Source organism: Streptomyces sp. NPDC102441 (assembly GCF_044765585.1).
Classification (GTDB): Bacteria; Actinomycetota; Actinomycetes; order Streptomycetales; family Streptomycetaceae; genus Streptomyces.
Genome location: NZ_JBIWKH010000004.1, coordinates 505,563 through 528,181 on the forward strand (window position 1 = coordinate 505,563; position 22,619 = coordinate 528,181).

Genomic DNA, 22,619 nt, shown 5'->3' on the forward strand with positions numbered 1-22,619 from the left:
CACCGTTCGTCGAGCCGGGCGACACCCGCTCCTTCACCCGCGTCACTAGCGTGTGCGGACCATGATCGAAGGTGAGGGCCCGCGTGCCGAAACTGTCCGTTGTCGTCCCGTTCCACAATGTCGGCCCGTTCGCCGACACGACGCTGGGCAGTCTTGCCCGTAACGCGGGCCCCGACATCGAGTTCCTGCTGGTCGACGACTGCTCCACGGACGACACACCGGCCGTCATCGACCGCTGGGCCGACAGACTCCCGCACGCCGAGGTCATCCGCCACGAGGCGAACGTCGGCATCGCGGCGGCCCGCAACAGCGGCATCGACGCCGCCCGGGGCGACTTCGTCACCTTCCTGGACGGCGACGACTGGTACGCTCCCGGCCACCTGGGCCGGCTGCTGCACGCCGCCGCCGAGCTGGACTGCGACTTCGCGCGCACCGACCATGTCCAGGCCACAGGGACCAGCCGGGTCGTACGGCGCGCACCCGCCCGGCTCCGCAACACGGTGCTGGACCCGCGCGACGGCATCGCGGCTCCCGAATGGGAGACCATGGTCGACTACCCCTTCGTATGGGCGGGCGTCTACCACCGCCGGCTCTTCGAGGACGGCGGCCACCGTTTCACCACCCGGCTGCGCACCGCCGAGGACCGGCTGTGGATCTGGCAGCTCCACCTGAGGGCCCGTACCTACGCGGCGCTCAACCTGTACGGCATCTTCTACCGGCGCGGTGTCACCACGTCCCTGACCCAGATCAAGGACTCCCGCCAGCTGGACTTCTTCCCCGCCTACGACACGCTGATCGACGAGATCCGCGAGGACCCGGACGCGGATCTGCTGCTTCCCAAGGCGGTCCGCACCTACTGCGCGATGATCGCCTTCCACAACGAGAAGTCCGACGCCTACGAATCCGCGACGTTCCGGCGTCTGCGCCAGGAGTCGGCAGCCGCGCTGCACCGCATGCCGCAGCAGGTGCTCGACCACACCCTGACGATGATGGACACCAGGCGCAGCACCCTGCTCAACCGCCTGCGTGACAAGCAGAAGGCCGCCTGACCCATGCCCACGCGCACCCAGATCTTCCAGGTGTCGACCCTGTACGGGGCGGCCACACTCGCGGCGGCACTCGACGCCGGCCAGTTCGGACCCGGGCAGGACAGCCACCGCGTCCTGCTCGTCTCCAACAACGCGGCGATCCCCGAGACCGCCCTCCGGCTGGAGGAGATGCGGGGCTACGGGGGCATCGCCGCCCGCTTCGACTCCGTCGTCGACTGGAACGACGCCATCAGCCCGCACCATCCGAGCGGCTGGGGCCCGCGCGCCGAGGAGACCGAGCTCTGGCAGCGTGCCTTCCGCCTCGCCTGGGGCATCGGCCCCGAGAGCCCCGTCGACCTCGCGGTCGAGTCCATCCAGGTCAACCCGGCCCGTGCACTGGCCGCGATCTTCTCCGAGAGCGCCGTGCACGTCTACGCGGACGGGCTGATGAGTTACGGCCCGACCCGCAACAAGGTGCCGCGCTCCATCGCCTGCCGCATCCAGCGGGTGCTCCACCTGGACCTCGTACCGGGACTGCGTCCGCTTCTCCTCGCCGAGTCCGGTGTCGAGCCCGAACTCGTCCCGAACGACGCCTTCCGCAAGGTCCTCGGCGAGATCGCCGGGGCGGCCGACGGCGACCGACGGCTCGCGGAGGTTGAGGCCGAGGCGCCCACGGCCGTACTCCTGGGTCAGTATCTCGCGGCCCTCAACATCCTCACGGCCGAGGAGGAGGAGGACCTGCACCTGCGCATGCTGCGTGGCGCGGCACGGGCCGGCCACACCTCCGTCCTCTTCAAGCCCCACCCCACCGCACCGGCCCGCTACTCCAGGGCACTGGACGACGCGGCCGCCGCGCTCGGCGTACGGCTGACGACGCTGGACAGCCCGCTGCTCGCCGAGACCCTGTACGAACGGTGCGCGCCCACGCTCGTCGTCGGCTGCTTCTCGACCGCCATGTTCACCGCCGCCGCGTACTACGGCATCCCGGTGGCACGGGTCGGCACCCGTCTCGTCCTGGACCGCATCACCCCGTACGAGAACAGCAACCGCATCCCGCTGACGATCGTCGACCACTTGGTGCCCGACCTGGACGGGCAGGCCGGTGAGCCCGTGCCCGAACTCCCCTCCACGGCACCGGAAACCCTCGCGCCGTTGGTCAGGACGGTCGGCTACTGCATGCAGTCCGGGCTCCACCCCACGCTGCGCGCCGAGGCCGAGTCCTGGCTGCGGGACCACCTCGACACCAGCACGCAGTACTACTTCAAGCGGCGTCGCCTGCAGAAGCTCACCCTGCCCGGCGGCGGCCCCCGAGGAGCGGCGATCCGGCTGCGCCGCACCGTACGGCGCACCCGCAGCAGCCTGGGCCTCTGACCCCGGACCCGGGCGCGCGCGCCCCGGCCGGCCACTGATGACAGAACGGCGGAACGAGCATGGGCCAGACCTTCACGGGGCTGCTCAAGGCAGTGCGGGCGAGAACCGGGCAGGGCGGTCCGGCACGGCCGGCACCCACGGCCGCCCTGCGCCTCTGCGGCGACTACCTCGCGGGCCTCGCCGCGAGCGGTCCCATGAGCGACGCCCCGCAGACCCGGCTCGTCGCCGCCATCGGGGGCCTCACCACGGCCTGCGGAACCGATGGGGGCGACGGCCTGTTCGACGCCCTGCTCCGCACCGGGCAGCGTGCCCTGGAGGCCGGCGGGGAGGCGGAGACACGCCTCGCCCTGGACATCGCCGTCGAGGCCACCGGGGAGCGGCCCAGGTCCAAGGGCGCGTGGCGGCTGCGCGGCGGCGCACTCGACGCGCTGGGCCGCCGCGACGAGGCGGTGCAGGCCTACGAACAGCACCTGACGCTTCAGCGGAACCCGGCGGCGGCCGAGGACATCGTGCGTCGTGTCGCCACCCTGAAGGACCTCCGCGCCTGTCTGGAGGAGGCCGCCGGGCTGCTCCCCGGCGAGGACGGCGCCGCTCTGCGGGCGCTGCACAACGTCCCGGCCGGGCAGGCGCGTAAGGACTTCGCCGAGGTCGTACGCCGGCGGACCGCCGGGGGCGGCGGCACCGCCGACCCGGCCGTCCGCCGCCTCACCGCGCGGTACGCCGCCTACCGCCGGCTCCTGGACCGGGACAGGATGGCCGACCCCCTGCTCGGCGGCGCGGAGCCGGTCGGGGTCACCGCACTGCGCCGCATGCTCACCGGCCGCTCCGTCTGCCTGGTCGCCGGAGTGGCCCGGATCGCCGACGAGGAGCGCGATCCCGGCAGCTCCCTGGGCAGGCTGATCGACTCGTACGACCTGGTGGTGCGCTGCGACGCCCTGCCGGCGGCCGTCGCGCGCACCGACCTGCACGCGGTCACGCTGCGGGGCGACACCCCGTGGACGGGCCCCGCCTGGGACCGCCGGGCGGGCACCCGGCTGGTCTTCGGCGATCCGCTGTCGCAGTGGCGCCGCTCGCTGCGCGCCCGCCTGGCCGCCGGCGCGCAGGACCACATCGGTGACGCCTCGCTGCGGCGTCCCCTGGACGATCCGGCACTCCTCGGCGAGGACGGCTGGGGGACCCGGACCACCACCGCGTTCACCGTGCTCCGCCTCCTGGACTTCCTGGACGCGCCCGACCGCCTGGACCTCATCGGCTTCGGGCTTCCGGGGCAGCTGCTGCCGCGCGAGCGTGAGTGGGTCACGGCCCGCGCGACCCACGAGGACGACACCGAGATGAGGACCGCACTCCGATGAACAGCTCCGCCGAGCCCACGCACGAAAGACGGACCGGCCCCGCCTCACCCGTGTCCACGCCCGACGCCGACGACCGGCGCGCCGACGACCGGCGCGCTGTCACCGGCAAGCGGCGGATCGCCTTCGCCGCCTACGCCGACGAGGACCGGATGCCCGGTCTCCTGGTGCTGCTGCGCAGCCTCGCCCTGGCGGACCCGGCCGTCTGCGAGGACTTCCTCCTCCTGCACCCCGGGCTGCCCGACTCCGCGTTCGACGCCGCCCGGCGGCTGCACCCGCGCCTCGTCCCGCGCACCGCTCAAAACCGCCTCGACGTCTTCCGGGCGACCGGTTACGACACCGTCATCGCGCTCGGCCCCGGCATGGTCGTCCTCGGCTCCCTCCGGCCGCTGCTGGCCCTTCGCACCGGAGTGGCCGCCGTGCCGCAGCCCGGCCCCGGCGGCGTAAGGACCGTGCGGGACGACGGGCTGCTGGTCATCCAGCGCCAGGACGTCACGGCCGCCGTGCTCGACGCGCTGGCCGAAGGCGGCGAGGACACGGTGGACCGCGCGCTGACGGAGGCGGGACTCCTCGAACCGCTCGGCTCCCCGTACGACCTCCCGGCCGGCCGGCTGTACGACGCCATCCCCGTACCCGAAAGCACCGTGGTCCTGCACTTCGGCGAGGACCTGGTGCCGCAGCAGGCAACGTCCGCCCCCGGCACCCCGGCGCACGAGGCGCGTGAGCGTTTCGAACTGGACGACGAGGCCTTCCGCGCCGCCTACTGCGCTCTGCCGGGCGCCAAGCACCCGGAACTGCTTCTGCACTGCGCCCTGCCGTTCCCCGAAGAGGGGCGTGCGCCGGTGGACCTGGTCCGCCAGGTCGCGGAGGTGCACCGGCAGCAGGGGCGCTACGACGAGGCCGTCGCCCTGCTGACCGACGCCGTGGCGGACCGGCCCGACCTGCCGCGCTGCCAGGAGACGCTGGGCATCAGCCTGATGGCCCTGTCCCGCTACGAGGAGGCCGAGGCCCACCTCCTCCTGGCCACCGTGTCACCGGACTTCGCCGCCCGCGCTTACGGCCAGCTCGCCCGGCTCGCCTGGCTGCTGGGCCGGACCGAGGACGCGGCGGCGTACGCCAGGGAAGGGCTCGACGCCGACCCCACCGACGGCAACTGCCACGCCTGGTACGTCCGTACGCGCTCCACCGAAGCCCCGGCCGAGGGACCTGCGGACGAACAGCTCGCCCATGTCGCCCTGTTCGCCGACGGCCAGGAGAACGCGGGCGACAAGGTGCTCCCCGAAGCCGTCCGGATGTGCTTCGGTCCCGACACCGGCCCCGCCCGCTGGCACGAGCGGCACGTGCACCGGCTGGTCGACGAGGCCGGCCTGGAGGAGCTGAACGCCCGGCGCGGCATCGTCGTCGGCGGTGGCGGGCTCTTCCTCCCCGACACCGCGCCCAACAGCAACAGCGGCTGGCAGTGGAACATCCCCGACGGCGTCCTGGCCCGGATCACCGCGCCGCTCGCCGTCTTCGCGGTCGGCTACAACGTCTTCGACGGCCAGCTCTACCGCCGGGAGCGCTTCGCCGCGAGCCTGCGCGCCCTGGTCGGGAAGTCGGCCTTCTTCGGGCTGCGCAACCAGGGTTCGGTGGACCGGGTCAGGGAACTCCTGCCCGAGGAGCTGCGGGACCGGGTGCGCTACCAGCCCTGCCCCACGACCGTGGCCCGCCACCTCGACCCCGGCCTGGACGACGGCGCGCCCCGGGAGGACACCGTGCTGGTCAACTGCGCCTACGACCGCGCCGGTCTGCGCTTCGGCCATGACTACGGCCACTTCCTGGCCGAGACGGCCGCCGCCGTACGCGCCATCGGCGAGCGCGCCGAGGTCCGCTACGCGGCCCATATGCCGGCCGACGAGAAGTACGTCCACGACCTGCGCAGGGAACACGGCATCGCCCTCCCGGTGGAGCCGCTCTACCTGTTCTCCAACGACCGCATCCGCGAGCTCTACCGGCGTACGCGCCTGGTGATCGGTATGCGCGGGCACGCGGGAATGATCCCCTTCGGCTGTGGTACACCCGTCATCAGCCTGGTCTCGCACCCCAAACTCGCCTACTTCCTCGCCGACATGGACCGCCCCGACTGGGGTGTGTCCGTCCACGACAGGTCGCTGGGCGCGCGCCTCGCCGAGCGGGCGGCGGCCGTACTGGACGACCACCCGGCCGCCGTGGCCGACGTGCACGGCAGGCAGGAGCACCTGTGGTCGGTCACCCGCGCCAACCTCGCCGAGCTCCGGGACGTCTTCGGGCTGCCGGACGCGTCCCCCGGGGGCCCGAGTGCCCCCGGCCCCGGGGCCGGGGAGCCGGCACCGGGCCTTCACCTGCCGGACACCCGGACGAAGTGACTGTTCACCTGACCGGAGTTCACCCGGTGGCCGCCCGTTCGTAGCCTTCGATGACCATGTCTTCCTCTGTCTCCCGGACCGGCTCGCCTGCCCCCGCGCAGTCCCCGGAGCCCGCCCCCGAACCCCGTCCACGCCGCGAGCACCGGTACGACATCGATCTGATCCGGCTGCTCTGCTCCGTCGGCGTGATCCTCTGCCACACGGGCTCCGCCTTCGTGAGCACGGCGGGCCGCGAGGCCGCGAACGGCTCCGGGACCTACTGGGCGGGACTGGCGGCGGACTCGGCGGGCCGCTTCGCCGTGCCGCTGTTCTTCGCGATCGCCGGATGGGTCGTCCTCGTCGGCGCCCCCGTCAGGGACGCCCGGCAGCTGTGGCAGCGCGTCGTGCGCGTCATGGTGCCGCTCGCCGTGTGGACGGTGCTCTACGTGGCATGGGGCCGGCTGCGGGACACCAACGACGCACCGGCCGGCGAGCTGGCCTTCGACACGCTCTTCGCCTCGGCGCGCCCGGCCTACCACCTCTGGTATCTGTACGCCTACATCCCCGTGATCATGCTCCTGGCCTTCGCCGCCCTGGTGAGGTCAGGCAAGCGCCCCTGGGGTCTCGGCGTCGTCCTCCTCGTGCTGGGGTCCGCTCCGACCCTCTTCGGCGACCTGGGGAAGGTCACGGACCTGGAACTGCCGCGCTTCGGCTGGAGCTTCGCTCCGTACCAGCTGATCTACGCGGTCCTGGGCGCCCTGGTCCTCGCGCTGCCCGCCGGCACGTCCGGCAGGCGGAGCCTGTGGTGGCTGCTCCCTGCGGGGGCCCTCCTGGCCGCGATCATCGCGTACCAGCACGAGGTGCACTACGCGATCCCGTACGCGAGCATCCTGGTGGCCCTGTTCAGCGCCGGGGTGCTGCTCTCCCTGCACCGGCTGCGCGTCCCGGAGCGGCTGCGCCCGGCGCTGACCCGGCTGGCGGGCGTGTCGTTCGGCGCGTACATGATCCACGTGCTGGTGCTGGGCGTCCTCACCGACGTGCTGGTCGACGCCGACCTCACGCTGCCGGTGGCGGCGGCCCTGGTCGTCGCGGTCACCGCCGCCACGACGGCCCTCTCCTTCGGCGCGGCCATGCTGTGGACCCGGCTGGGACTGACGCGGCTGCTGGGCTGAGACGGGCAGGCGACGGACTACCGCCCTGTGCGGGTCCGTTGGGGTTCGGCAGCGTTGCGGGACGAACTCTGCCGGGGCCGGGCACTGAAGCCGGGGCGCGCACCGGCGAGGATCCATCCACCGGGGGTGCAGGGAGTACCACAGGGCGCGGCCCGACTTCTCGGCGTCCGGGACATCCGACGTTTTCGACTCGATAGGGAACATCCATGAGACCGACGCGCAACGCACTGGCGATGACCGTGACCGCAGGCTCCCTGGCTTCCGCTCTGCTGTTCGCCTCGCCGTCCTTCGCCGCCGCCGCGGCGTCCCCGCCCGCCACCACCACCACCACCACCACGGCGGCGTCCGCCTCGTCCGGCCAGGAGTCGCCCTACGACTCGATGTCCCTGACCGACCTCCGCGTGGAGGTCTTCAGAGTGCTGGCCGACGCCGACACGGGCCGGTCCGTTTACGAAGCCGCTGCCGAGGCGCTCGAAGCCGATACGGCCGAAGCCCTGCGGTCCTTCCTGGAGACCGGACGCTGGGACGCCCAGGAGGCGGACGACCGCGTGACGGTCTTCACCGTCCTGGCCGACCCCGGCAGCAGCGAAGCCCTGCGTGCGGCAGCGATCGCCGTCCTGGAGGACGGGTCCCGGGAAGCCCTGCGCCGTTTCGTCGAATCCGGCCGGTACGAGGTGTGACCTGCCGCCTCAGAGCCCGCCACCCCGCTTCAGGGCCCGCGCCCTTCGCGCCAGCCGGCGCACGGCGGCGTTCCGGCGTACGAAGGCGAGGCGGGCGGGGACGACGCCGGGGAGGGCCAGTGAACCGAGCCGGCGGCGCTTGAAGTAGCGCCAGGTCCGGGTGTTCAGACGGGTGGAGAGATAGCGCTCGGCGGCCGGCCGGAGGTCCGGGCGGACGCGTGGCTGCATGGCGAAGGCGACCGCCGGCAGCAGGCCGCCGAGGGCCTCGGCCACCGCCGCCTCGGTGAGTGGTGACCGGTCCGCCACGGCGGCGGGCTCGGCCAGGTCGGGCAGCAGGGCATCGACGATCGTGACGGGGATCCTCGCCGGGTTCTCGTACGGGGTGAGGCGCTCCAGGAGGGTGTCGGTCCCGGTCCTGGCCACCGGCAGGCCGTAGTGCACGGCCGCGCTGAGCAGCGCCGTCGAGAACGTGCCCACGACGAGTGCGGGGCGCAACCGCTCGAAGAGGACCTCGGCCGGGACCGGGGCGCCGGGCAGGCCGGAGTCCGCCACGGTCAGCTCGGCGCCGAGGCGTGCCGCCTCCGCCCGCAGGGCCGGGAGGGAGGGGACGGGTTCGCCGGGGTGCGGCTGGAGGACGAGATGGGTGTGGCCGAGGGCGACGGTGCCGCGGATCACCCGCAGGTGGAGCTCCGTCTCCTCGGCGTCGGGAAGCGTCCCGGTCCTGGAGAGCAGCAGCAGTGCGGCTCCCTGCGGAGCATCGGACTCCGGTGCGTCCTCGGCCAGTTCACCGAAGACCGCTCGCAGGGCCTCAGCGGGCAGCGGGCGGGGCACGGCGTCGAACTCGCCCAGCAGCAGTGGTGCCAGGCCGGGGAGCAGGTCCGGGTGGAGCACGTGCCGGACGCGGGTGCCGATCAGCGGCGGGATCTTGCCCCCGGTCGGGCCGTAACCGGTCAGCCCGTCCGCGTACACGGTCACAGGTCCGCCGGTGAAGATCTGGGCGACGGCCAGGGCGGGCGCGGTGTGGGGGGACTCCAGCGCGAGCTCGGCCTCCTCGTCGCCGAGGCCCCACGCGCGCCGCAGATGACGCTCCCACAGGGGTACGTCGTCGGCCCTGGGGGCCCAGGCGCCGGGGTGCAGAGGGAAGACGGCGTCGTTCCACGAGAGCACCTCGTCGAAACGGGTGCGCAGCCGCTCGAATCCGGGCGTCGCCTCGATCGGGGGCGCGGCCTCGGGGATCGCGGTGGTGTCGCAGAGCAGCAGGACGCGGCGGCCGGGACCGTCCGGGCGGCGGGAGCTCTCGGAGCCCTCGAAGCAGCCCGAGTCGATTGCCGCGGCGAGCACGGCCGTGCCGTGGAAGCTGGTGGCGACGAAGATCTGGACGGTCACGCGGCAGCCGCTCCCTGGGTGATGGCGGACCGGCGCCGCAGCTTGCGGAGCACGGTCGCCCGCTCGGTGTCCATGGAGTCCAGGACGTCGTCGAGTACGCGCCGGGGCATGCTTTTCAGCGCCGCCGAAGCGAGTGATTTCAAGGTGCGTGCCACAGGCGGTTCGAATTTCTCGACGGCCCCGACATGGTGGGAAATGACGGCGCAGTAGGTTCGCACGGCCTTCGGCATCAAGGTGTCCGCGTCGCGGTCCGCCGCGGTCTCGGCCAGTACCTGGTCGTACGCCCGGATGAAATCAAGCTGGCGTTCGTCGCCGATCTGGGTGAGGGACGACGCGACCCCCCGCCGGTAGAAATGGCCCAGCGTTCCCAGGACCGCGAAGGATTCCGCCTCCCGGTGCAGCCGCCAGATCCACGGCCGGTCCTCGGCGGTGCGCAGCCCGTCGGTGAAATGGAGCAGCCCCCGGTCCAGCAGGCTGCGGTGGTAGAGGCCCGCCCAGGCGAACGCGTAGTCGACCGACGTGGTCCGTCCGGCCGGCAGGATCGCGCTCCGGGGGTCGCTGACCACGCCTCGCAGGCCGTGCGGGACGCGGCGCACCGTGCGGGACGTGCCGGTGACCTGGACGTGGTCCGTGCGTACGAACGCGCAGCCCAGGGCCTCGGTCCGGTCGAGCAGACGGGCGTAGTGGCCGGGGGCGAGCCAGTCGTCGCCGTCCAGGAAGGCGATGTACTCGCCGCGGGCGGCGTCCAGACCGGTGTTGCGGGCGGTGGCCAGACCGGCGTTGTGCTCATGTCTGTGCACGGCCACCCCCTCGATGCCGTCCTGGGCGCGGCGCAGCAGATCCGCTGTCCCGTCGGTCGAGCAGTCGTCGACAAGGATGAACTCGAAATCCTCGCGGCTATTGGCCCGCAGGCTTCTGAGGGTGTCGGACGCGTATGCCTGGACGTTGTAGAACGGCACGATGACGGAGAGCTTGACCACCCGCATCACGCTAAGGGTGGCCCCGGCATTTGCCTTGACTCACGCCCGTACGGAAAGTGAACGGCGCGCGTCAGGAAAGTGAACCAGCCCCTTTCCGGGTCCGATTCGCCTCTCCACAGGGGCGAATCCCCAACCGTCGACCGGCTGTTAACCATCTGTTGCCACCACGTTGGGCCGCGGATCGAAATGGCTTCCTAGCTTTTACGACGTGCCCCCTCGTACCGATGACGCGGCTGCTCCCGCCGCCACCCCAGCAGCCGACCGTGCGGCCCTCCGCATCGCCGTGCTCGCCGACTCCGACACCCGGTGGAAATGGGGCGCGCTCACCGCGCGCCGCCTCTCCGCCACCCCGGAGAACGGTGCGCCGGAGCGGACCGTCGAGATCAGCGGGCTGCTGTTGCGCGGCCGGGCCACGCCGACGCCCCGCCAGCTCGCCGAAGTGGGCGAGGTCGGCGTCGACGCCGGCCGGGTGCGCGAGGTGACCGCCGTCGAATTCCTGCACACGGTGCGGGACGAGGCCCCCGACATCGTCGTCCTCGCCCTCGTGGGCGGCGCCGTCCAGGCCATGCTGCACGGTCTGGCCGCACTGGACCTGCCCCGCAGGCCCGTCGTCGTCACCGGCTATGTCGGGGTCGTCTACGAGAAGCTCGCCGACGGCCTCCTGCTGCGCCACGGCGCGGACGTCGTCCTCGCCAACTCCCGCCACGACGGGGAGCGTTTCCGCGCGGTGTACGAAGGGGTCGGAGCCGACGCCTCGTCCGTCACCGAGGCGGCCCTGCCCTTCCTCGGCGGGGAGCCGCACGAGCCGCAGGAGGGCCGCGACACCGTCGTGTTCGCCGCCCAGCCCTCCGTGCCGGCATCCCGAGCCGACCGCACCTACCTGCTGCGCCGCCTCGTCGAGCACGCCAGGCTGCACCCCGGCCGCGAGGTGCTGCTGAAGCTGCGCTCCAAGCCGGGCGAGCACACCACGCACATCGAGGAGCTGCCCTATCAGCGTCTCGCGGAGCGGATCCCCGGCGGCCTGCCGCCCAACTTCCGCCTCGTGTACGGCCACATGGGCGAGGTCCTGGACCGCACGGACCTGCTGGTGACGGTGTCCTCGACGGCCGCGCTGGAGTCCCTGCACCGGCGGATCCCGACCGCCGTCCTCTCCGACCTCGGCGTCCGCGAGGCCCTCGGCAACCACCACTTCATCGGATCGGGACTGATCACGTCCTGGGACCACCTCGACGGCGGTCTCCGCCCGGTCCCCGACGAGCAGTGGCTCTCCGGCCAGGGCGTCGCCGCCGACGGAACGTACGCGGCGGCCTACGACACCGCCCGCGCCCGGGTGGCGGCCCTGCTCGACGCCGGGCCGCTTCCCCGCCTCGCCCCCTACTACACGCCCGCCACCGCGCCGGGATACCTCCCCGGCATCCTCGCCCGCTACCACCTGGGCCCCGACGGCCACCCGCTGCCGGGCGCCGTCACCCCCAAGGAGACGGGCCGGGTCCGGGGCGCGGTCCGGGAAACCGTACGCAACGCGGCGCGCGGCGCCTACCGCCACGGCGTCCAGCGGGTCGCCCCCGTGATCCGGCGGATGGGCGAGCTGTGACCACCGATTCAGGAGCAACCATGACCCCGGCCCCCACCGTCCTCGCAGTGATCCCCGCCCGCGGCGGATCCAAGGGCGTGCCCGCGAAGAACCTCGCCCGTGTCGGCGGCGTACCGCTCGTCGCCCGCGCCGTCCGCGCCTGCCTCGCCTCGCCCGAGGTCACGGACGTCGTCGTCACCACCGACGACCCGGCCATCGCCGCCGCCGCCCGCGCCGCCGCGGAGGCACTGGGGGAGGACTCCCGGCTGCACTGCGTGCAGCGGCCCGCAGCCATCGCCGGCGACAAGGCCACCAGCGAGGACGCCGTCCTGCACGCCCTGCACACCTACGAGACGACGGGGCAGGGCCGGAAGGCCGATGTGGTGCTCCTGGTCCAGTGCACGAGCCCCTTCATCACCCGCGAGGACATCGACGGCGTCGCCACCGCGGTCAGCCGCGACGGCGCCGACACCGCTGTCACAGTCGCGCCCTTCCACGGCTTCGTGTGGCGCGACGGCGGCGCGGTCGAGGACGACACCTACGGCGTCAACCACGACAAGGCCGTACGCCCCCGCCGCCAGGACCGGCCCCAGGACCACCTGGAGACCGGCGCCGCGTACGCCATGGACGTCGAGGGCTTCCGCACCCACCGCCACCGCTTCTTCGGCCACACGGCGCTCGTGCCCACCGACCCCGCCCGGGTCCTGGAGATCGACGACCCGCACGACCTGGCCCGCGCCCGCGCCCTCGCGCCGCTCCTGGACCCCTCCCCGTTCCCCACCCGGGCGGACATCGACGCCGTCGTCCTCGACTTCGACGGCACACAGACCGACGACCGCGTCCTCATCGACTCCGAGGGCCGCGAGATCGTCTCCGTGCACCGCGGCGACGGCCTCGGTGTCGCCGCCCTGCGCCGGGCCGGCGTACCGCTCCTGATCCTGTCCACGGAACAGAACCCGGTCGTCGCCGCCCGCGCCCGCAAACTCCAGGTCCCCGTCCTGCACGGCATCGACCGCAAGGACCTGGCGCTCAAGCAGTGGTGCGAGGAGCAGTCCATCGCTCCCGACCGTGTGCTCTACGTCGGCAACGACGTCAACGACCTGGCCTGCTTCGGCCTGGCGGGCTGGCCCGTCGCCGTGGCGAGCGCCCATGACTCGGTACGCGCCGCCGCGCGGGCCGTGACCACCAACCCCGGCGGCTCCGGCGCCATCCGCGAGATCGCGGCCTGGCTCCTGGGCCCCACCCTCACCGTCTCCGACGAGACGACCGACGCCCCCACCAAGTAAGGAAGCACCACCATGAGCAACACCTCCCGTCTGCGCACCTTCGGCTCCCGGACCGCCGGCCCCGGCCACCCCGTCTACGTCACCGGCGAGATCGGCATCAACCACAACGGCGACCTCGACAACGCCATCGCGCTGATCGACGTGGCCGCCGAAGCCGGCTGCGACGCGGTCAAGTTCCAGAAGCGCACCCCGGAGATCTGCACCCCGCGCGACCAGTGGGACATCGAGCGCGACACCCCCTGGGGCCGGATGACGTACATCGACTACCGCCACCGCGTCGAGTTCGGCGAGGCCGAGTACACCGCCATCGCCGAGCACTGCGCCGAGCGCGGCATCGACTGGTTCGCCTCCCCGTGGGACACCGAGGCCGTCGCCTTCCTGGAGAAGTTCGACGTCCCCGCGCACAAGGTCGCCTCCGCCTCGCTCACGGACGACGAGCTCCTCCGCTCGCTGCGCGCCACCGGCCGCACCGTCATCCTCTCCACCGGCATGTCGACGCCGAAGCAGATCCGGCACGCGGTCGAGGTCCTCGGCAGCGACAACATCCTGCTCTGCCACGCCACCTCGACGTACCCGGCGAAGGCCGAGGAGCTCAACCTGCGGGTCATCAACACCCTGCAGCAGGAGTTCCCGAACGTCCCGATCGGCTACAGCGGCCACGAGACCGGCCTTCAGACGACCCTCGCGGCCGTCGCACTGGGCGCCGCCTTCGTCGAGCGCCACATCACCCTGGACCGCGCCATGTGGGGCTCCGACCAGGCCGCCTCCGTCGAGCCGCAGGGCCTCACGCGCCTCGTCCGTGACATCCGCACCATCGAGGCGTCCCTCGGTGACGGAGTCAAGAAGGTGTACGAGTCCGAGCTCGGCCCGATGAAGAAGCTCCGCCGGGTCGCCGGCGTCGTCGCCGACAACGAGAACGCGCCGGCCGCCGAGCCGGTCGCGGTCTGACGGGCCGACCGGTGAACCTCGCCTTCGTCGAGAGCCCGGTCCAGCTCCTGAACGTCCTGGAGTGGACCCACACGCGGGGAGGACCCGACACCACGGTCGTCGTCCTCCCCCCGGTCGACCCGATGTCGCGCGGACAGCTGCGCAGGATGGCGGAGCTGGCCCGCGACGAGGGCATCACCGTCCGCTGGCAGGAGGCGCGCGGGGAGACCGGCGCGCCTCTGAAGGCCCTTCGGGCGCTGACCGGCCTGATCCGCAAGGCCGACCGCATCGTCATCGGGGACCCCTTCTCCCGGTACGTGCAACTCCTCCTCACCCTGGTCCGCGCCCGTCGGATCACGGTCGTGGACGACGGCACCGCCACCATGGAGTTCGTCGCCCAGCTGGCTCGCGGCGAACGCCTGGTGCGCTGGCACCGGCGGGGGAGCGGTGGCCCGCGCGAGCTGCTCCTGGCCCCGGTCACCACCGCCGCCCGCCGCAGCTTCACCCCGTCGGCGACCCGCACGGTCGAGGTGTTCACCGCGATGCCGGTGGACGCCCCCGACGGCATCGAGGTCACGGCGAACACCTTCGCCTGGACCCGGGAGCGCTTCGGCCCGCCCCTCATCACCAAGGGCGCCGACCTGGTCGGCACCTCCCTCGTGGAGACGGGCGTGGTCGACCCCGTCCCGTACCAGGAGGCGGTCTCCTCGCTGGCCCGTGCCCACGGCGCGACCCGCTACTTCGCACACCGCCGCGAGTCCGCGGACAAGCTCCACGCCCTGGAAGCCGCCACCGGCCTGGAGATAGTCCGCCCCGACCTTCCACTGGAACTCATCGCCCGCCGGGGACCCATCGGCCACACCGTGCTGAGCTTCCCGTCCACCGTGGTCCACACCCTCCCGCTGGCCCTGGTCGGCACGGGTGTGAGGGTCGCGGTGTGCGACATAGCGCCGGAGTGGCTCCGGGACACGGCGTCCCCGCGCGCCCAGGGCTTCCTGAGCGGAGTCACGGAGACGGCCAAGGACGTGCAGCGACTGGCCCCTTGGCGGGCCACGGCGGTGGCGGACGGCTGAGGGCGGCTGCTGGTTCCGTGCACGGCGGGGAGCGTCGCCCCGATACCCTGAACGCCGTGACCGACCTGGAGTCCGATCGGATGCCCCACTCGCTGACCTCCCGTGACGAGGGGAACCTGCCCGCGATCGGCGCACCACCGCTGATCCGACTCGACGCGTACGTGGCCGAGGACGGTTCGACGGTGGTCAACGGCCATCTGCTGGAGATGGGTGGCACGCGCCCGCCCAACGAGGCGATCCTCGACGCCGTGGCCATGTTCGCCCGCACCCTGGGGGCTCCGGTGGCGGCGACCGTCATCGACCGCAGCGTGCGGCAGGTGGCGAGGATCCGGGTGTACCCCGACGGATCCAGCCGGACCATAGCCGAGGAGGAGGACCTGCCGCCCGGGCCTGAGCGAACCACCGCGGAGGAGGAGGCCTTTCCTCCGCTCGCCCGCGTCGAGCGGATCATTCAGCACGCTCGGCGCGAGGAGCTGCACGCCGCGTTCGTCCTCGCCGGCGCACTGCGGGAGCACCTGACGCTGCGCCGGGGCGCGGAGGACGAACTCTCGCTGGAGGCCAGGGCGATCGAGGCGTACATCGCCTATCTCCGCGGCGACTACATGGCCTCCACCGTCCTCGCGCTGACCGTCGCGCGCATCCGCTGCCGCATCGACCTGAGCCGCTCCGTGCCCGAGGTGGCCCGTGCCACCGCGGCGTGGCAACGCCTGCGGGACGAGGGCCAGATAGCGACCCGGGGGAAGGAACTGCTGCACATGTGGGAGCGGTTGTCCGCCGAGGGCCTGTTGCGGGAACCGTCCCACCACGCCATGGCCCAGGCCGTCCGGACCCGGATCGAACGGGGCAGCCAGTACGTGCGCGGGCCGGTCCCCGCCCCCGCGGCGGCTCTGACAGCGGCTCAGGGCCCGGCCGCCCCCGAGGACAAACCCCTCAAGCCCACCCGCAGAGGACTACGGCGCTTCACCAGGCGGCCGGCCCGGTCAGACGACTGAACCGGCCTCGGTGTCGGCGGGGGAGCCGGGCGTAGCGCCCAGGGGCTGGAGCCGGGGGCGTTTCGCGGTGCGGTCGTCGCCGGAGGACCGGCCGCGCAGCCGGCGCCCGAGCCAGGGGCCCAGGAAGCCTGCGGCCCAGCGCAGTTCGGCGCCTGTGGCTTGCAGGCGCGAAGGAAGCTGCTGTGCCGGCAGGGGGCGCGTCCAGGCGTCGTCGCTTCCGGGCAGATGGATGGCCTGGGCGGCGGCGGCGGCGATCCGCGCGTGGCCGAGGGGGCTGGTGTGGAGCCGGTCCGTACTCCACAGACGGGGATCGGCGGCGACGGGATGCCGGTCGATCTCGGCGACCGCGACCCCCTGACGGGCGGCCGCGGCGCGTATGCGGGCATTGAGGTCGAACACGCGGCCCCTGACCGGCCGGGCAATGGGCGCGATCTTCCCTATGTCGGGAAAGGTCATCGTGACCACCCGGGCCCCGGCAGCGGTGAGTTCGGCGAACATCTCCTCCAGGTGTCCGACCACCTCCGCGGCGTCGAACCGGGGCCGGAGCACGTCGTTGACCCCGGCGACGACGCTGGCCAGGTCGGGCCGCATGGCCAGGGCGGGCCCCAGCTGCTCGGCGCGGACCTGGCCCGCGACACGGCCCCGCACGGCGAGATTCGCGTACTGGAGCCCGGGGCTGACGGCTGCGAGGTGCTCGGCGAACCGGTCGGCCCAGCCGCGCAGGCCGATGGTGTCGTCCCCGTCGCCGACACCTTCGGTCTGGCTGTCGCCCAGCGCGACGTAGCGCACGTATTCACCGTTCGGCATGGGTCGACTGCCTTTCCTTGAGGACGGCTGCGATCCGCAGGCACCAGTCCCGGTGCTCCCGCTCGAAGGACAGGCCCCGCAGGCAGGTCAGATACGGTCCGATCCGCTCGCCTCGGAGGAGGAACTCCTCCTCGTCCGCGTCACCGCGGAGCTGCCGCAGGAGCTTGCCGAGAAGCTCGATCTTGCCCTCGGCCGCGGACGCCCGGTCCTCGAGCTGTTCGATCACCGACTCCGTGCCGACGCGGTCGGCGACCTGGACCTTGACGAGCAGATCGTCGCGGATGGACGAGGGCTTCGACACGGTTGCGGCGAAGTCCTCCAGCTCGGTGCGGCCGGCGTCGGTGACCTGGAACAGGCGTTTGTTGGGCCGGGTCTCCTGGACCACCTGCCGGCCCGCGATCAGCCCTTCCTTCTCCAGCTTCGTCAGCTCGGTGTACAGCTGCTGCGGCAGGGCGTGCCAGAAGTTCGCGACGCCGATGTCGAACGCCTTCGCCAGCTGGTATCCGCTGTACTCGCCGTCCAGCAGCGCCGCCAGCACCGCGTGTCGCAAGGCCATGGAGGCAACCTCTTTCCCTCTGCTCGCCGCATCATACTCAAGAAAGCGATTAGTCAAATCCTTGAGTGTTGAGGGTGCCCGACGACCTCATTGGGCGACGACGAGTCCTAGAGAAGCGACGGACAGCGCAAGGTAGGCCCCGGGGAAGGCGATGTTGTGAAACACCCGGGCCCGGACATGGGCGCCCATGGTGGCGCCGAAGAAGAGGACGAGTCCGATCGCGGCGGCGATGCCGATGAACCGAACGCCCAGAAGCCCGAGGGTGAGCCCGACAGCCCCGCAGGCCTTCAGCGCGGCGAGCGTGGGGATCCAGGACGGCGGGGTGCCCACTTCGGCCGAGTTGGCAAGGACGAACGCGGCCTTCGCGAAGTCCGCGACGGCGATCCCGGCATTGGCCGCGATCGTGATGACGGTGACGACCACGTAGAGGACGTGCATCACGGGCGCCGTTCGGGAATCGTCCGGACAGGCATGGCATCTCCCTCGTCTCGCGGCTCGGCGGGCAGCCGCTCCTGCGGCCGCTCCTGGCCGCTCCTGTGCTGTACCGACTCTCAGGGAGTTTCGGGCACGCGTCCAATACCTGCGTCTATAACCTCATGGCATGGATGTCGACACCCGGTTGTTGCGTTACTTCGTCGCCGTGGCGGAGGAGGGGAGCCTCACCAGGGCCGCGGAACGGCTGTTCGTCTCCCAGCCGGCGCTGACCAAACAGATCAAGCGGCTGGAGACCCAGCTCGGGGTGCCGTTGTTCGTACGCTCCCGGGCGGGTATGGCCCTCACCGAACCGGGCCAGGCACTGGTGGCACGGGTCCCCGTCCTGCTGGACTCCTGGGACGGTGCGCTGCGGGAGACGAAGAGCGTGGCCCGCCGGGCAGCCCGTGTGCTGCGGGTCGGATTCGTGGCCAGCGCCGCCAACGAAGCCACCCAGCAGATCATCGAGATGTTCGCCGGCCGCCGGCCGGGCTGGAGGGCCGACATGCGGCAGGCCGCGTGGTCGAATCCGACCGCCGGACTCGCCGCCGGAGACGTCGACGCCGCTCTGCTGCGGCTGCCCTTCCCCGGCCAGGACGCTCTGCGGGTGGAGGTGCTGTTCACCGAGCCCCGCTGGATCGCGCTCCCCACGGCCCACCCGCTCGCCACGCGTGACGAGATCCCCTTCCGGGATCTGTGGGAGGAGCCGTTCGTGGCGGCCCCACCTGAAACAGGTTCGTGGCAGAGGTACTGGCTGGCCGCCGACGAACGAGAGGGCCGCCCGGTCCGTATCGGCGCTGTCACCGAACAGCCCGACGACTGGCTCAGTGCGATCGCCAACGGCTACGGCATCGCTCTCACCCCCGAATCCTCAGCCCGCTACTACGCCCGCCCCGGCATCACCTACCGGCCCGTCACCGGCGTCAGCCCCAGCCGGGTCGGCATCGCCTGGGCTCCCGCCGACGACACCGAGCCCGTCGTCCAGGACTTCGTCCGCTGCTGCCTGGACGCGAATCCGCCCCGGCCTGACGGAATCTCTGCCTGATCCGACTCGCCGGGCACAGCTGAAGGTGACGGACGTGAAGGCCGCACGCGGTGGCTTGTGCACCGTGAGGCTGACCGAGCTGTCCTGAGCACGCCGGACCCGGCGCTCGACCCCCGAGTCTCGGGCCCCGAGCGTCGGGTCCGGGCGGTTCACTCGTTCGGGGGTGCGTAGACGAGCGCGGGCCCGACGCTTGAGCTTCGGGATCCGGGGGCCGGGCTTCGAGGGCCGGGACCCGAGACGTGTAGTCAACCGGTAGGAAAAAGAAGGGTGGGGAAGAACCTCCCCACCCTCCCGGACCCGTAACGGCCAGCAAGTATGACTAATCGTGACCAGCTTGCGGCGCAGCGTCGCGACTGCTTACGGTGCCCACAACTGAACGACCCCGACCTGGTGTTAGTAGCACCGTGCCGGGGTCTCACCCCAAGATCGAAAAGAGCGATCTCGTGGCTACCCAGCACAGTAACTCCGCCCTGCGCGCCCCCGCACCCCCCTCCCGCCCGTACGCGAAGGCCAACCCGGGCTACGGCAAGCGCTCCACGCCGGATCAACGTCCGCCCCGGCCCGATGACTTCGCCCTGCTGCCGGAGCGCGAGCGGTATGTCGCCGGATACGTCGACCACCTGCCCGACGGTGCGGCGATGGACATCAAGCCCCTCGCCAAGTCCCTGCCGCTGTACGGGCAGATGGCGGTCGGCAGCGCACTGAGGGCCCTGGGAGTGGCCGGGCACCTGCGCCACGTACGGTGCCCCGCAGACGCCGGCGGCGGCCAGATCCGCTGGATCACCCGCACCTACTGGTCCCGTACCGCCCACGACAACGAGTGGTGGGCCGCGTTCCTCGGGGGCGCACCAGCAGCCCCGGTCACCCCGGCAGTCCCCGCCGTACCGCAGCAGCGAGCCCAGGAGCCCGAACCGGAACCCGCACTCACGCCGGAGACCCCCACGGCCGCCCCCTCGCCCGCCTACCTCGCGCTGGCCCAGCTCGGCCGGGCCGATGCCCGCCTCGCCCTCTCCGCCGCCGACTGCGCCGCACTGGAGGAGGCAGCCGCCGCCTGGCTCGCGCGGGGCGTGAACACCGAGTACCTGGTCCAGGCGCTTACGGCAGGGCTCCCGCCGGCCGTCGACTCACCGGTCGGGTTCCTCAGGCGGCGACTCCGCGACAAGCTCCCGCCCCTGCTGCCCGCCGCCCCCGCCCCGGACGCGCCCGGCATGCCCGAGCGCCGCCCCATGGTCGAGTGCACGGAGTGCGGCGCACCGGGCCGCCCCGAAGCGCTCCCCGACGGTCTCTGCCGCTCCTGCCGCGCCCCTGACCAGGCTGGAACCGACACCACGACCGCCGCCGAGCCGCCCGCCGAGCGCGATGTCGCGGCGTACGTGGGCACCCTGCGCGAGTTGCTCAGGCTGCCATGACGGGGGAAGCGGCAATGCGGGGCAAAGCTCATCCTGTGGAGGACGCAGCCCCGTATCCTGGGGCGTGCAGGCGATGGCCAGGTCGGCGACGGAGGTTCACATCATGGGCGCGGTAGAAGAGCAGCATCCTGTTCAGCCTCCTCTCAGGCCGAGGCTGACGGTCGAGGAGCTACTGGCCGCGAAAGGGACTCCGCCGATCGCATCCCTTGAGGACCTGAGGGCTGACACCTTCGAGTCCGACGAGGAGCTGGAGGAATTTCTCGCCTTCACCTACGCCGAGCGTCAACGCGACGTCGCCTGAGCCCCCGATATGCAGCCAGTCGTTCTCGATACAGATGTAGCCTCCCTCACGCACAAGGGCCGCCTTGTCGGTCCGCTGGCCACCCGGTTGATCGGCCGTAAGCCGCTGATCACCTTTGTCACCTTCGGCTGTCACCTTCGGCGAGCTGACGCAGTGGACCGAGATTCGTGACTGGGGCAACCTTCGTCGCCAGGAACTCGCCGACTGGCTCTCAGACATCCCCGTCCTGCCCGGTGACGATGCTGTTGCCGCGACCTGGGGAAGGCTGTCCGCCGCTGGGCGGAAGGCGGGCAGGCCGCAGCCGGTCAACGGCATCCTCGGGGAGGAATAGCGGCGGCCTGGCACGGCTCACGGCGGTGCGGCGAACGGAGGAGCATACCCACCGCAACCCCTCCCCACACGTCGCAACACCACTTTCTGCTCCGCTGAGCGGCTGAACTTTTGTTGATCTGTGGCCAGTTGCGGGTGCCTGGGGCCTACCCTTGACTGGGTGAACCAGTTGAAGTCCCGTGCGCCCCACGCCGAGGCCGTCCTGCCCGGCGCCCTGCCCGACGACCTGCGTGCCGAGCTCATCGCCTTCCGCCGTGATCTGCACATGCACCCGGAGCTCGGCAACCAGGAGTTCCGTACGACCGCGGCGATCAAGGCCAGGCTCGAGAAGGCCGGTCTGGAGCCGCAGGTGCTGCCCGGTGGCACTGGGCTCGTGTGTGACGTGGGGGAGTGGGACGGCGTGACGCCGATGCTGGCGCTGCGCGGTGACATCGACGCGCTGCCGATCCCGGACACCAAGGCGGGCGTCTCCTACCGGTCGACCGTGCCCGACCGGGCGCACGCCTGCGGGCACGACGTCCACACGAGCTGCGTCCTGGGGGCGGGGCTCGTGCTGAGCGACCTCGACCGGCAGGGGCTGCTGCCCCGCCCGGTGCGGCTGCTGTTCCAGCCCGCCGAGGAGGTGCTGCCCGGCGGCGCCTCCGACGTGGTGGCGGCCGGGTTGCTGGAAGGGGTGGGGCGGATCATCGGGGTGCACTGCGACCCGAAGGTGGACGTCGGCAGGATCGGGCTCCGGATCGGGCCGATCACCTCCGCCTGCGACCGCCTGGAGGTCTCCCTCGACGGCCCCGGCGGACACACCGCCCGGCCGCACCTCACCACCGACCTGGTCACCGCCGCGGCCCGGGTGGCCACCGACGTGCCCGCGCTGCTCGCCCGGCGTGTCGACGCGCGCGCCGGCCTGGTGGTCACCTGGGGCCGGCTACAGACCGGCCATGCGCCCAACGTCATCCCGCAGCACGCCGAGCTGTCCGGGACGGTCCGCTGCCTCGATCTGGAGAGCTGGCGCCAGGCACCCGACCTGGTGCACACGGCGATCGACGAGGTGGCCGGAATGTACCGGGCCAAGACGGTGATCGACTACGTCCGCGGTGTGCCGCCCGTGGTGAACGGGGCCGAGACGATCGGTCTTCTCGACGCCGCGATGGCCATCCGCCGGGGATCGTATGCGATCGAGGACACCGAGCAGAGCCTGGGCGGCGAGGACTTCTCCTGGTACCTGGAGAAGATCCCCGGCGCCATGGCGAGGCTCGGCGTACGGACACCGGGCGACACACGTGGCCTGGACCTGCACCGAGGCGATTTCGACGTGGACGAGGAGGCGATCACGGTCGGCGTGGAGCTGTTCACCGCCGCCGCGCTGCTGGACGCCTGACGGTGGGCCGCCCGGAGACCGCTGCCAGCGCGTTCCCTGCTGGTAACGGCTCGTAACCGGACAGGACACCTCCTGTTCGCGACGATCCGATAACGGCTGCCGTAGGGGTCCTTATCTGACATCTACGCGCGTTACGATCGCGGCG

General features: G+C 72.2%; 21 protein-coding genes. 16 read left to right on the forward strand and 5 right to left on the reverse strand.

Annotated elements, in window-relative coordinates:
• Window positions 1-83: 83 nt before the first annotated feature.
• The 6 genes from ACIREO_RS11150 (at window position 84) to ACIREO_RS11175 (ending at window position 7,963) form a co-directional block, all read left to right on the forward strand.
• Complete coding sequence (locus ACIREO_RS11150; RefSeq protein ID WP_404107428.1) at window positions 84-1,049, forward strand: glycosyltransferase family 2 protein; 966 nt, start codon at window positions 84-86, stop codon at window positions 1,047-1,049.
• Between the two features lie 3 nt (window positions 1,050-1,052).
• A complete protein-coding gene (locus ACIREO_RS11155; RefSeq protein WP_404107430.1) occupies window positions 1,053-2,399 on the forward strand; it encodes a polysialyltransferase family glycosyltransferase in 1,347 nt (448 codons plus the stop codon).
• Between the two features lie 59 nt (window positions 2,400-2,458).
• Complete coding sequence (locus tag ACIREO_RS11160) at window positions 2,459-3,751, forward strand: hypothetical protein (RefSeq protein ID WP_404107431.1); 1,293 nt, start codon at window positions 2,459-2,461, stop codon at window positions 3,749-3,751.
• Window positions 3,748-6,132, forward strand: coding sequence for a polysaccharide pyruvyl transferase family protein (locus tag ACIREO_RS11165; protein WP_404107432.1), 2,385 nt, complete (start codon window positions 3,748-3,750; stop codon window positions 6,130-6,132). The genes ACIREO_RS11160 and ACIREO_RS11165 overlap by 4 nt, the downstream gene beginning before the upstream one ends.
• 50 nt (window positions 6,133-6,182) lie before the next feature.
• Window positions 6,183-7,283: an acyltransferase gene (locus ACIREO_RS11170; RefSeq protein WP_404107433.1), complete on the forward strand. Its 1,101-nt coding sequence runs from the start codon at window positions 6,183-6,185 to the stop codon at window positions 7,281-7,283.
• Between the two features lie 206 nt (window positions 7,284-7,489).
• Window positions 7,490-7,963, forward strand: a complete 474-nt coding sequence (locus ACIREO_RS11175) for a hypothetical protein (protein WP_404107435.1) — start codon at window positions 7,490-7,492, stop codon at window positions 7,961-7,963.
• Between the two features lie 9 nt (window positions 7,964-7,972).
• Here the strand turns inward: ACIREO_RS11175 and ACIREO_RS11180 are convergent, their stop codons facing one another.
• Together ACIREO_RS11180 and ACIREO_RS11185 are read right to left on the reverse strand one after the other, a co-directional pair.
• Window positions 7,973-9,349: a polysialyltransferase family glycosyltransferase gene (locus ACIREO_RS11180; RefSeq protein WP_404107437.1), complete on the reverse strand. Its 1,377-nt coding sequence runs from the start codon at window positions 9,347-9,349 to the stop codon at window positions 7,973-7,975.
• Entirely contained in the window at window positions 9,346-10,329 is a 984-nt protein-coding gene (locus tag ACIREO_RS11185; protein ID WP_404107539.1) for a glycosyltransferase family 2 protein, read from the reverse strand. Before ACIREO_RS11185 ends, ACIREO_RS11180 begins: the two co-directional genes overlap by 4 nt.
• Before the next feature lie 208 nt (window positions 10,330-10,537).
• Here ACIREO_RS11185 and ACIREO_RS11190 point away from each other — a divergent pair, with 208 nt between their 5' ends.
• The 5 genes from ACIREO_RS11190 to ACIREO_RS11210 are packed head-to-tail and all read left to right on the forward strand — an operon-like array spanning window position 10,538 to window position 16,180.
• Entirely contained in the window at window positions 10,538-11,923 is a 1,386-nt protein-coding gene (locus ACIREO_RS11190; protein WP_404107438.1) for a DUF6716 putative glycosyltransferase, read from the forward strand.
• A 20-nt stretch (window positions 11,924-11,943) separates the two neighbouring features.
• Complete coding sequence (locus ACIREO_RS11195; RefSeq protein WP_404107440.1) at window positions 11,944-13,188, forward strand: cytidylyltransferase domain-containing protein; 1,245 nt, start codon at window positions 11,944-11,946, stop codon at window positions 13,186-13,188.
• 12 nt (window positions 13,189-13,200) lie between these two features.
• Window positions 13,201-14,136 (forward strand): N-acetylneuraminate synthase family protein, encoded by a 936-nt coding sequence (locus ACIREO_RS11200; protein WP_404107441.1) that lies wholly within the window; start codon window positions 13,201-13,203, stop codon window positions 14,134-14,136.
• An 11-nt stretch (window positions 14,137-14,147) separates the two neighbouring features.
• Window positions 14,148-15,188 carry a hypothetical protein gene (locus ACIREO_RS11205; protein WP_404107443.1) on the forward strand — a complete coding sequence of 347 codons (1,041 nt, stop codon included), beginning with the start codon at window positions 14,148-14,150 and terminating at the stop codon, window positions 15,186-15,188.
• A 56-nt stretch (window positions 15,189-15,244) separates the two neighbouring features.
• Complete coding sequence (locus ACIREO_RS11210) at window positions 15,245-16,180, forward strand: hypothetical protein (RefSeq protein WP_404107445.1); 936 nt, start codon at window positions 15,245-15,247, stop codon at window positions 16,178-16,180.
• Here ACIREO_RS11210 and ACIREO_RS11215 read toward each other — a convergent pair.
• From ACIREO_RS11215 to ACIREO_RS11225, 3 genes are all read right to left on the reverse strand, one after another.
• The gene (locus ACIREO_RS11215) at window positions 16,169-16,987 is read right to left on the reverse strand and encodes an SGNH/GDSL hydrolase family protein (RefSeq protein WP_404107446.1); all 819 of its coding nucleotides are present in this window, start codon (window positions 16,985-16,987) and stop codon (window positions 16,169-16,171) included. The two genes, ACIREO_RS11210 and ACIREO_RS11215, sit on opposite strands and share 12 nt — an antisense overlap.
• The gene (locus tag ACIREO_RS11220; protein ID WP_404107448.1) at window positions 16,974-17,543 is read right to left on the reverse strand and encodes a PadR family transcriptional regulator; all 570 of its coding nucleotides are present in this window, start codon (window positions 17,541-17,543) and stop codon (window positions 16,974-16,976) included. Before ACIREO_RS11220 ends, ACIREO_RS11215 begins: the two co-directional genes overlap by 14 nt.
• An 87-nt stretch (window positions 17,544-17,630) precedes the next feature.
• Complete coding sequence (locus ACIREO_RS11225; RefSeq protein WP_404107450.1) at window positions 17,631-17,981, reverse strand: DoxX family protein; 351 nt, start codon at window positions 17,979-17,981, stop codon at window positions 17,631-17,633.
• Window positions 17,982-18,144: 163 nt separating this feature from the next.
• On the opposite strand from ACIREO_RS11225, the gene ACIREO_RS11230 reads away from it, so the two are divergent.
• From ACIREO_RS11230 to ACIREO_RS11250, 5 genes are all read left to right on the forward strand, one after another.
• Complete coding sequence (locus tag ACIREO_RS11230; protein WP_404107452.1) at window positions 18,145-19,059, forward strand: LysR family transcriptional regulator; 915 nt, start codon at window positions 18,145-18,147, stop codon at window positions 19,057-19,059.
• A 443-nt stretch (window positions 19,060-19,502) separates the two neighbouring features.
• Complete coding sequence (locus ACIREO_RS11235) at window positions 19,503-20,468, forward strand: MarR family transcriptional regulator (protein WP_404107454.1); 966 nt, start codon at window positions 19,503-19,505, stop codon at window positions 20,466-20,468.
• Between the two features lie 103 nt (window positions 20,469-20,571).
• Window positions 20,572-20,769 carry a hypothetical protein gene (locus tag ACIREO_RS11240; RefSeq protein ID WP_404107456.1) on the forward strand — a complete coding sequence of 66 codons (198 nt, stop codon included), beginning with the start codon at window positions 20,572-20,574 and terminating at the stop codon, window positions 20,767-20,769.
• A gap of 115 nt (window positions 20,770-20,884) precedes the next feature.
• A complete protein-coding gene (locus ACIREO_RS11245; protein WP_404107457.1) occupies window positions 20,885-21,100 on the forward strand; it encodes a hypothetical protein in 216 nt (71 codons plus the stop codon).
• 159 nt (window positions 21,101-21,259) lie between these two features.
• Window positions 21,260-22,474, forward strand: coding sequence for an amidohydrolase (locus ACIREO_RS11250; RefSeq protein WP_404107458.1), 1,215 nt, complete (start codon window positions 21,260-21,262; stop codon window positions 22,472-22,474).
• Window positions 22,475-22,619 lie beyond the last annotated feature (145 nt).

Excerpts from the sequence above, each read along its gene's own strand:
- ACIREO_RS11155 (WP_404107430.1), top strand. The coding sequence starts at position 1,053 with ATGCCCACGCGCACCCAGATCTTCCAGGTGTCGACCCTGTACGGGGCG.
- ACIREO_RS11160 (WP_404107431.1), top strand. The coding sequence starts at position 2,459 with ATGGGCCAGACCTTCACGGGGCTGCTCAAGGCAGTGCGGGCGAGAACC.
- ACIREO_RS11165 (WP_404107432.1), top strand. The coding sequence starts at position 3,748 with ATGAACAGCTCCGCCGAGCCCACGCACGAAAGACGGACCGGCCCCGCC.
- ACIREO_RS11170 (WP_404107433.1), top strand. The coding sequence starts at position 6,183 with ATGACCATGTCTTCCTCTGTCTCCCGGACCGGCTCGCCTGCCCCCGCG.
- ACIREO_RS11175 (WP_404107435.1), top strand. The coding sequence starts at position 7,490 with ATGAGACCGACGCGCAACGCACTGGCGATGACCGTGACCGCAGGCTCC.
- ACIREO_RS11195 (WP_404107440.1), top strand. The coding sequence starts at position 11,944 with ATGACCCCGGCCCCCACCGTCCTCGCAGTGATCCCCGCCCGCGGCGGA.
- ACIREO_RS11200 (WP_404107441.1), top strand. The coding sequence starts at position 13,201 with ATGAGCAACACCTCCCGTCTGCGCACCTTCGGCTCCCGGACCGCCGGC.
- ACIREO_RS11215 (WP_404107446.1), bottom strand. The coding sequence starts at position 16,987 with ATGCCGAACGGTGAATACGTGCGCTACGTCGCGCTGGGCGACAGCCAG.
- ACIREO_RS11220 (WP_404107448.1), bottom strand. The coding sequence starts at position 17,543 with ATGGCCTTGCGACACGCGGTGCTGGCGGCGCTGCTGGACGGCGAGTAC.
- ACIREO_RS11225 (WP_404107450.1), bottom strand. The coding sequence starts at position 17,981 with ATGCACGTCCTCTACGTGGTCGTCACCGTCATCACGATCGCGGCCAAT.
- ACIREO_RS11230 (WP_404107452.1), top strand. The coding sequence starts at position 18,145 with ATGGATGTCGACACCCGGTTGTTGCGTTACTTCGTCGCCGTGGCGGAG.
- ACIREO_RS11240 (WP_404107456.1), top strand. The coding sequence starts at position 20,572 with ATGGGCGCGGTAGAAGAGCAGCATCCTGTTCAGCCTCCTCTCAGGCCG.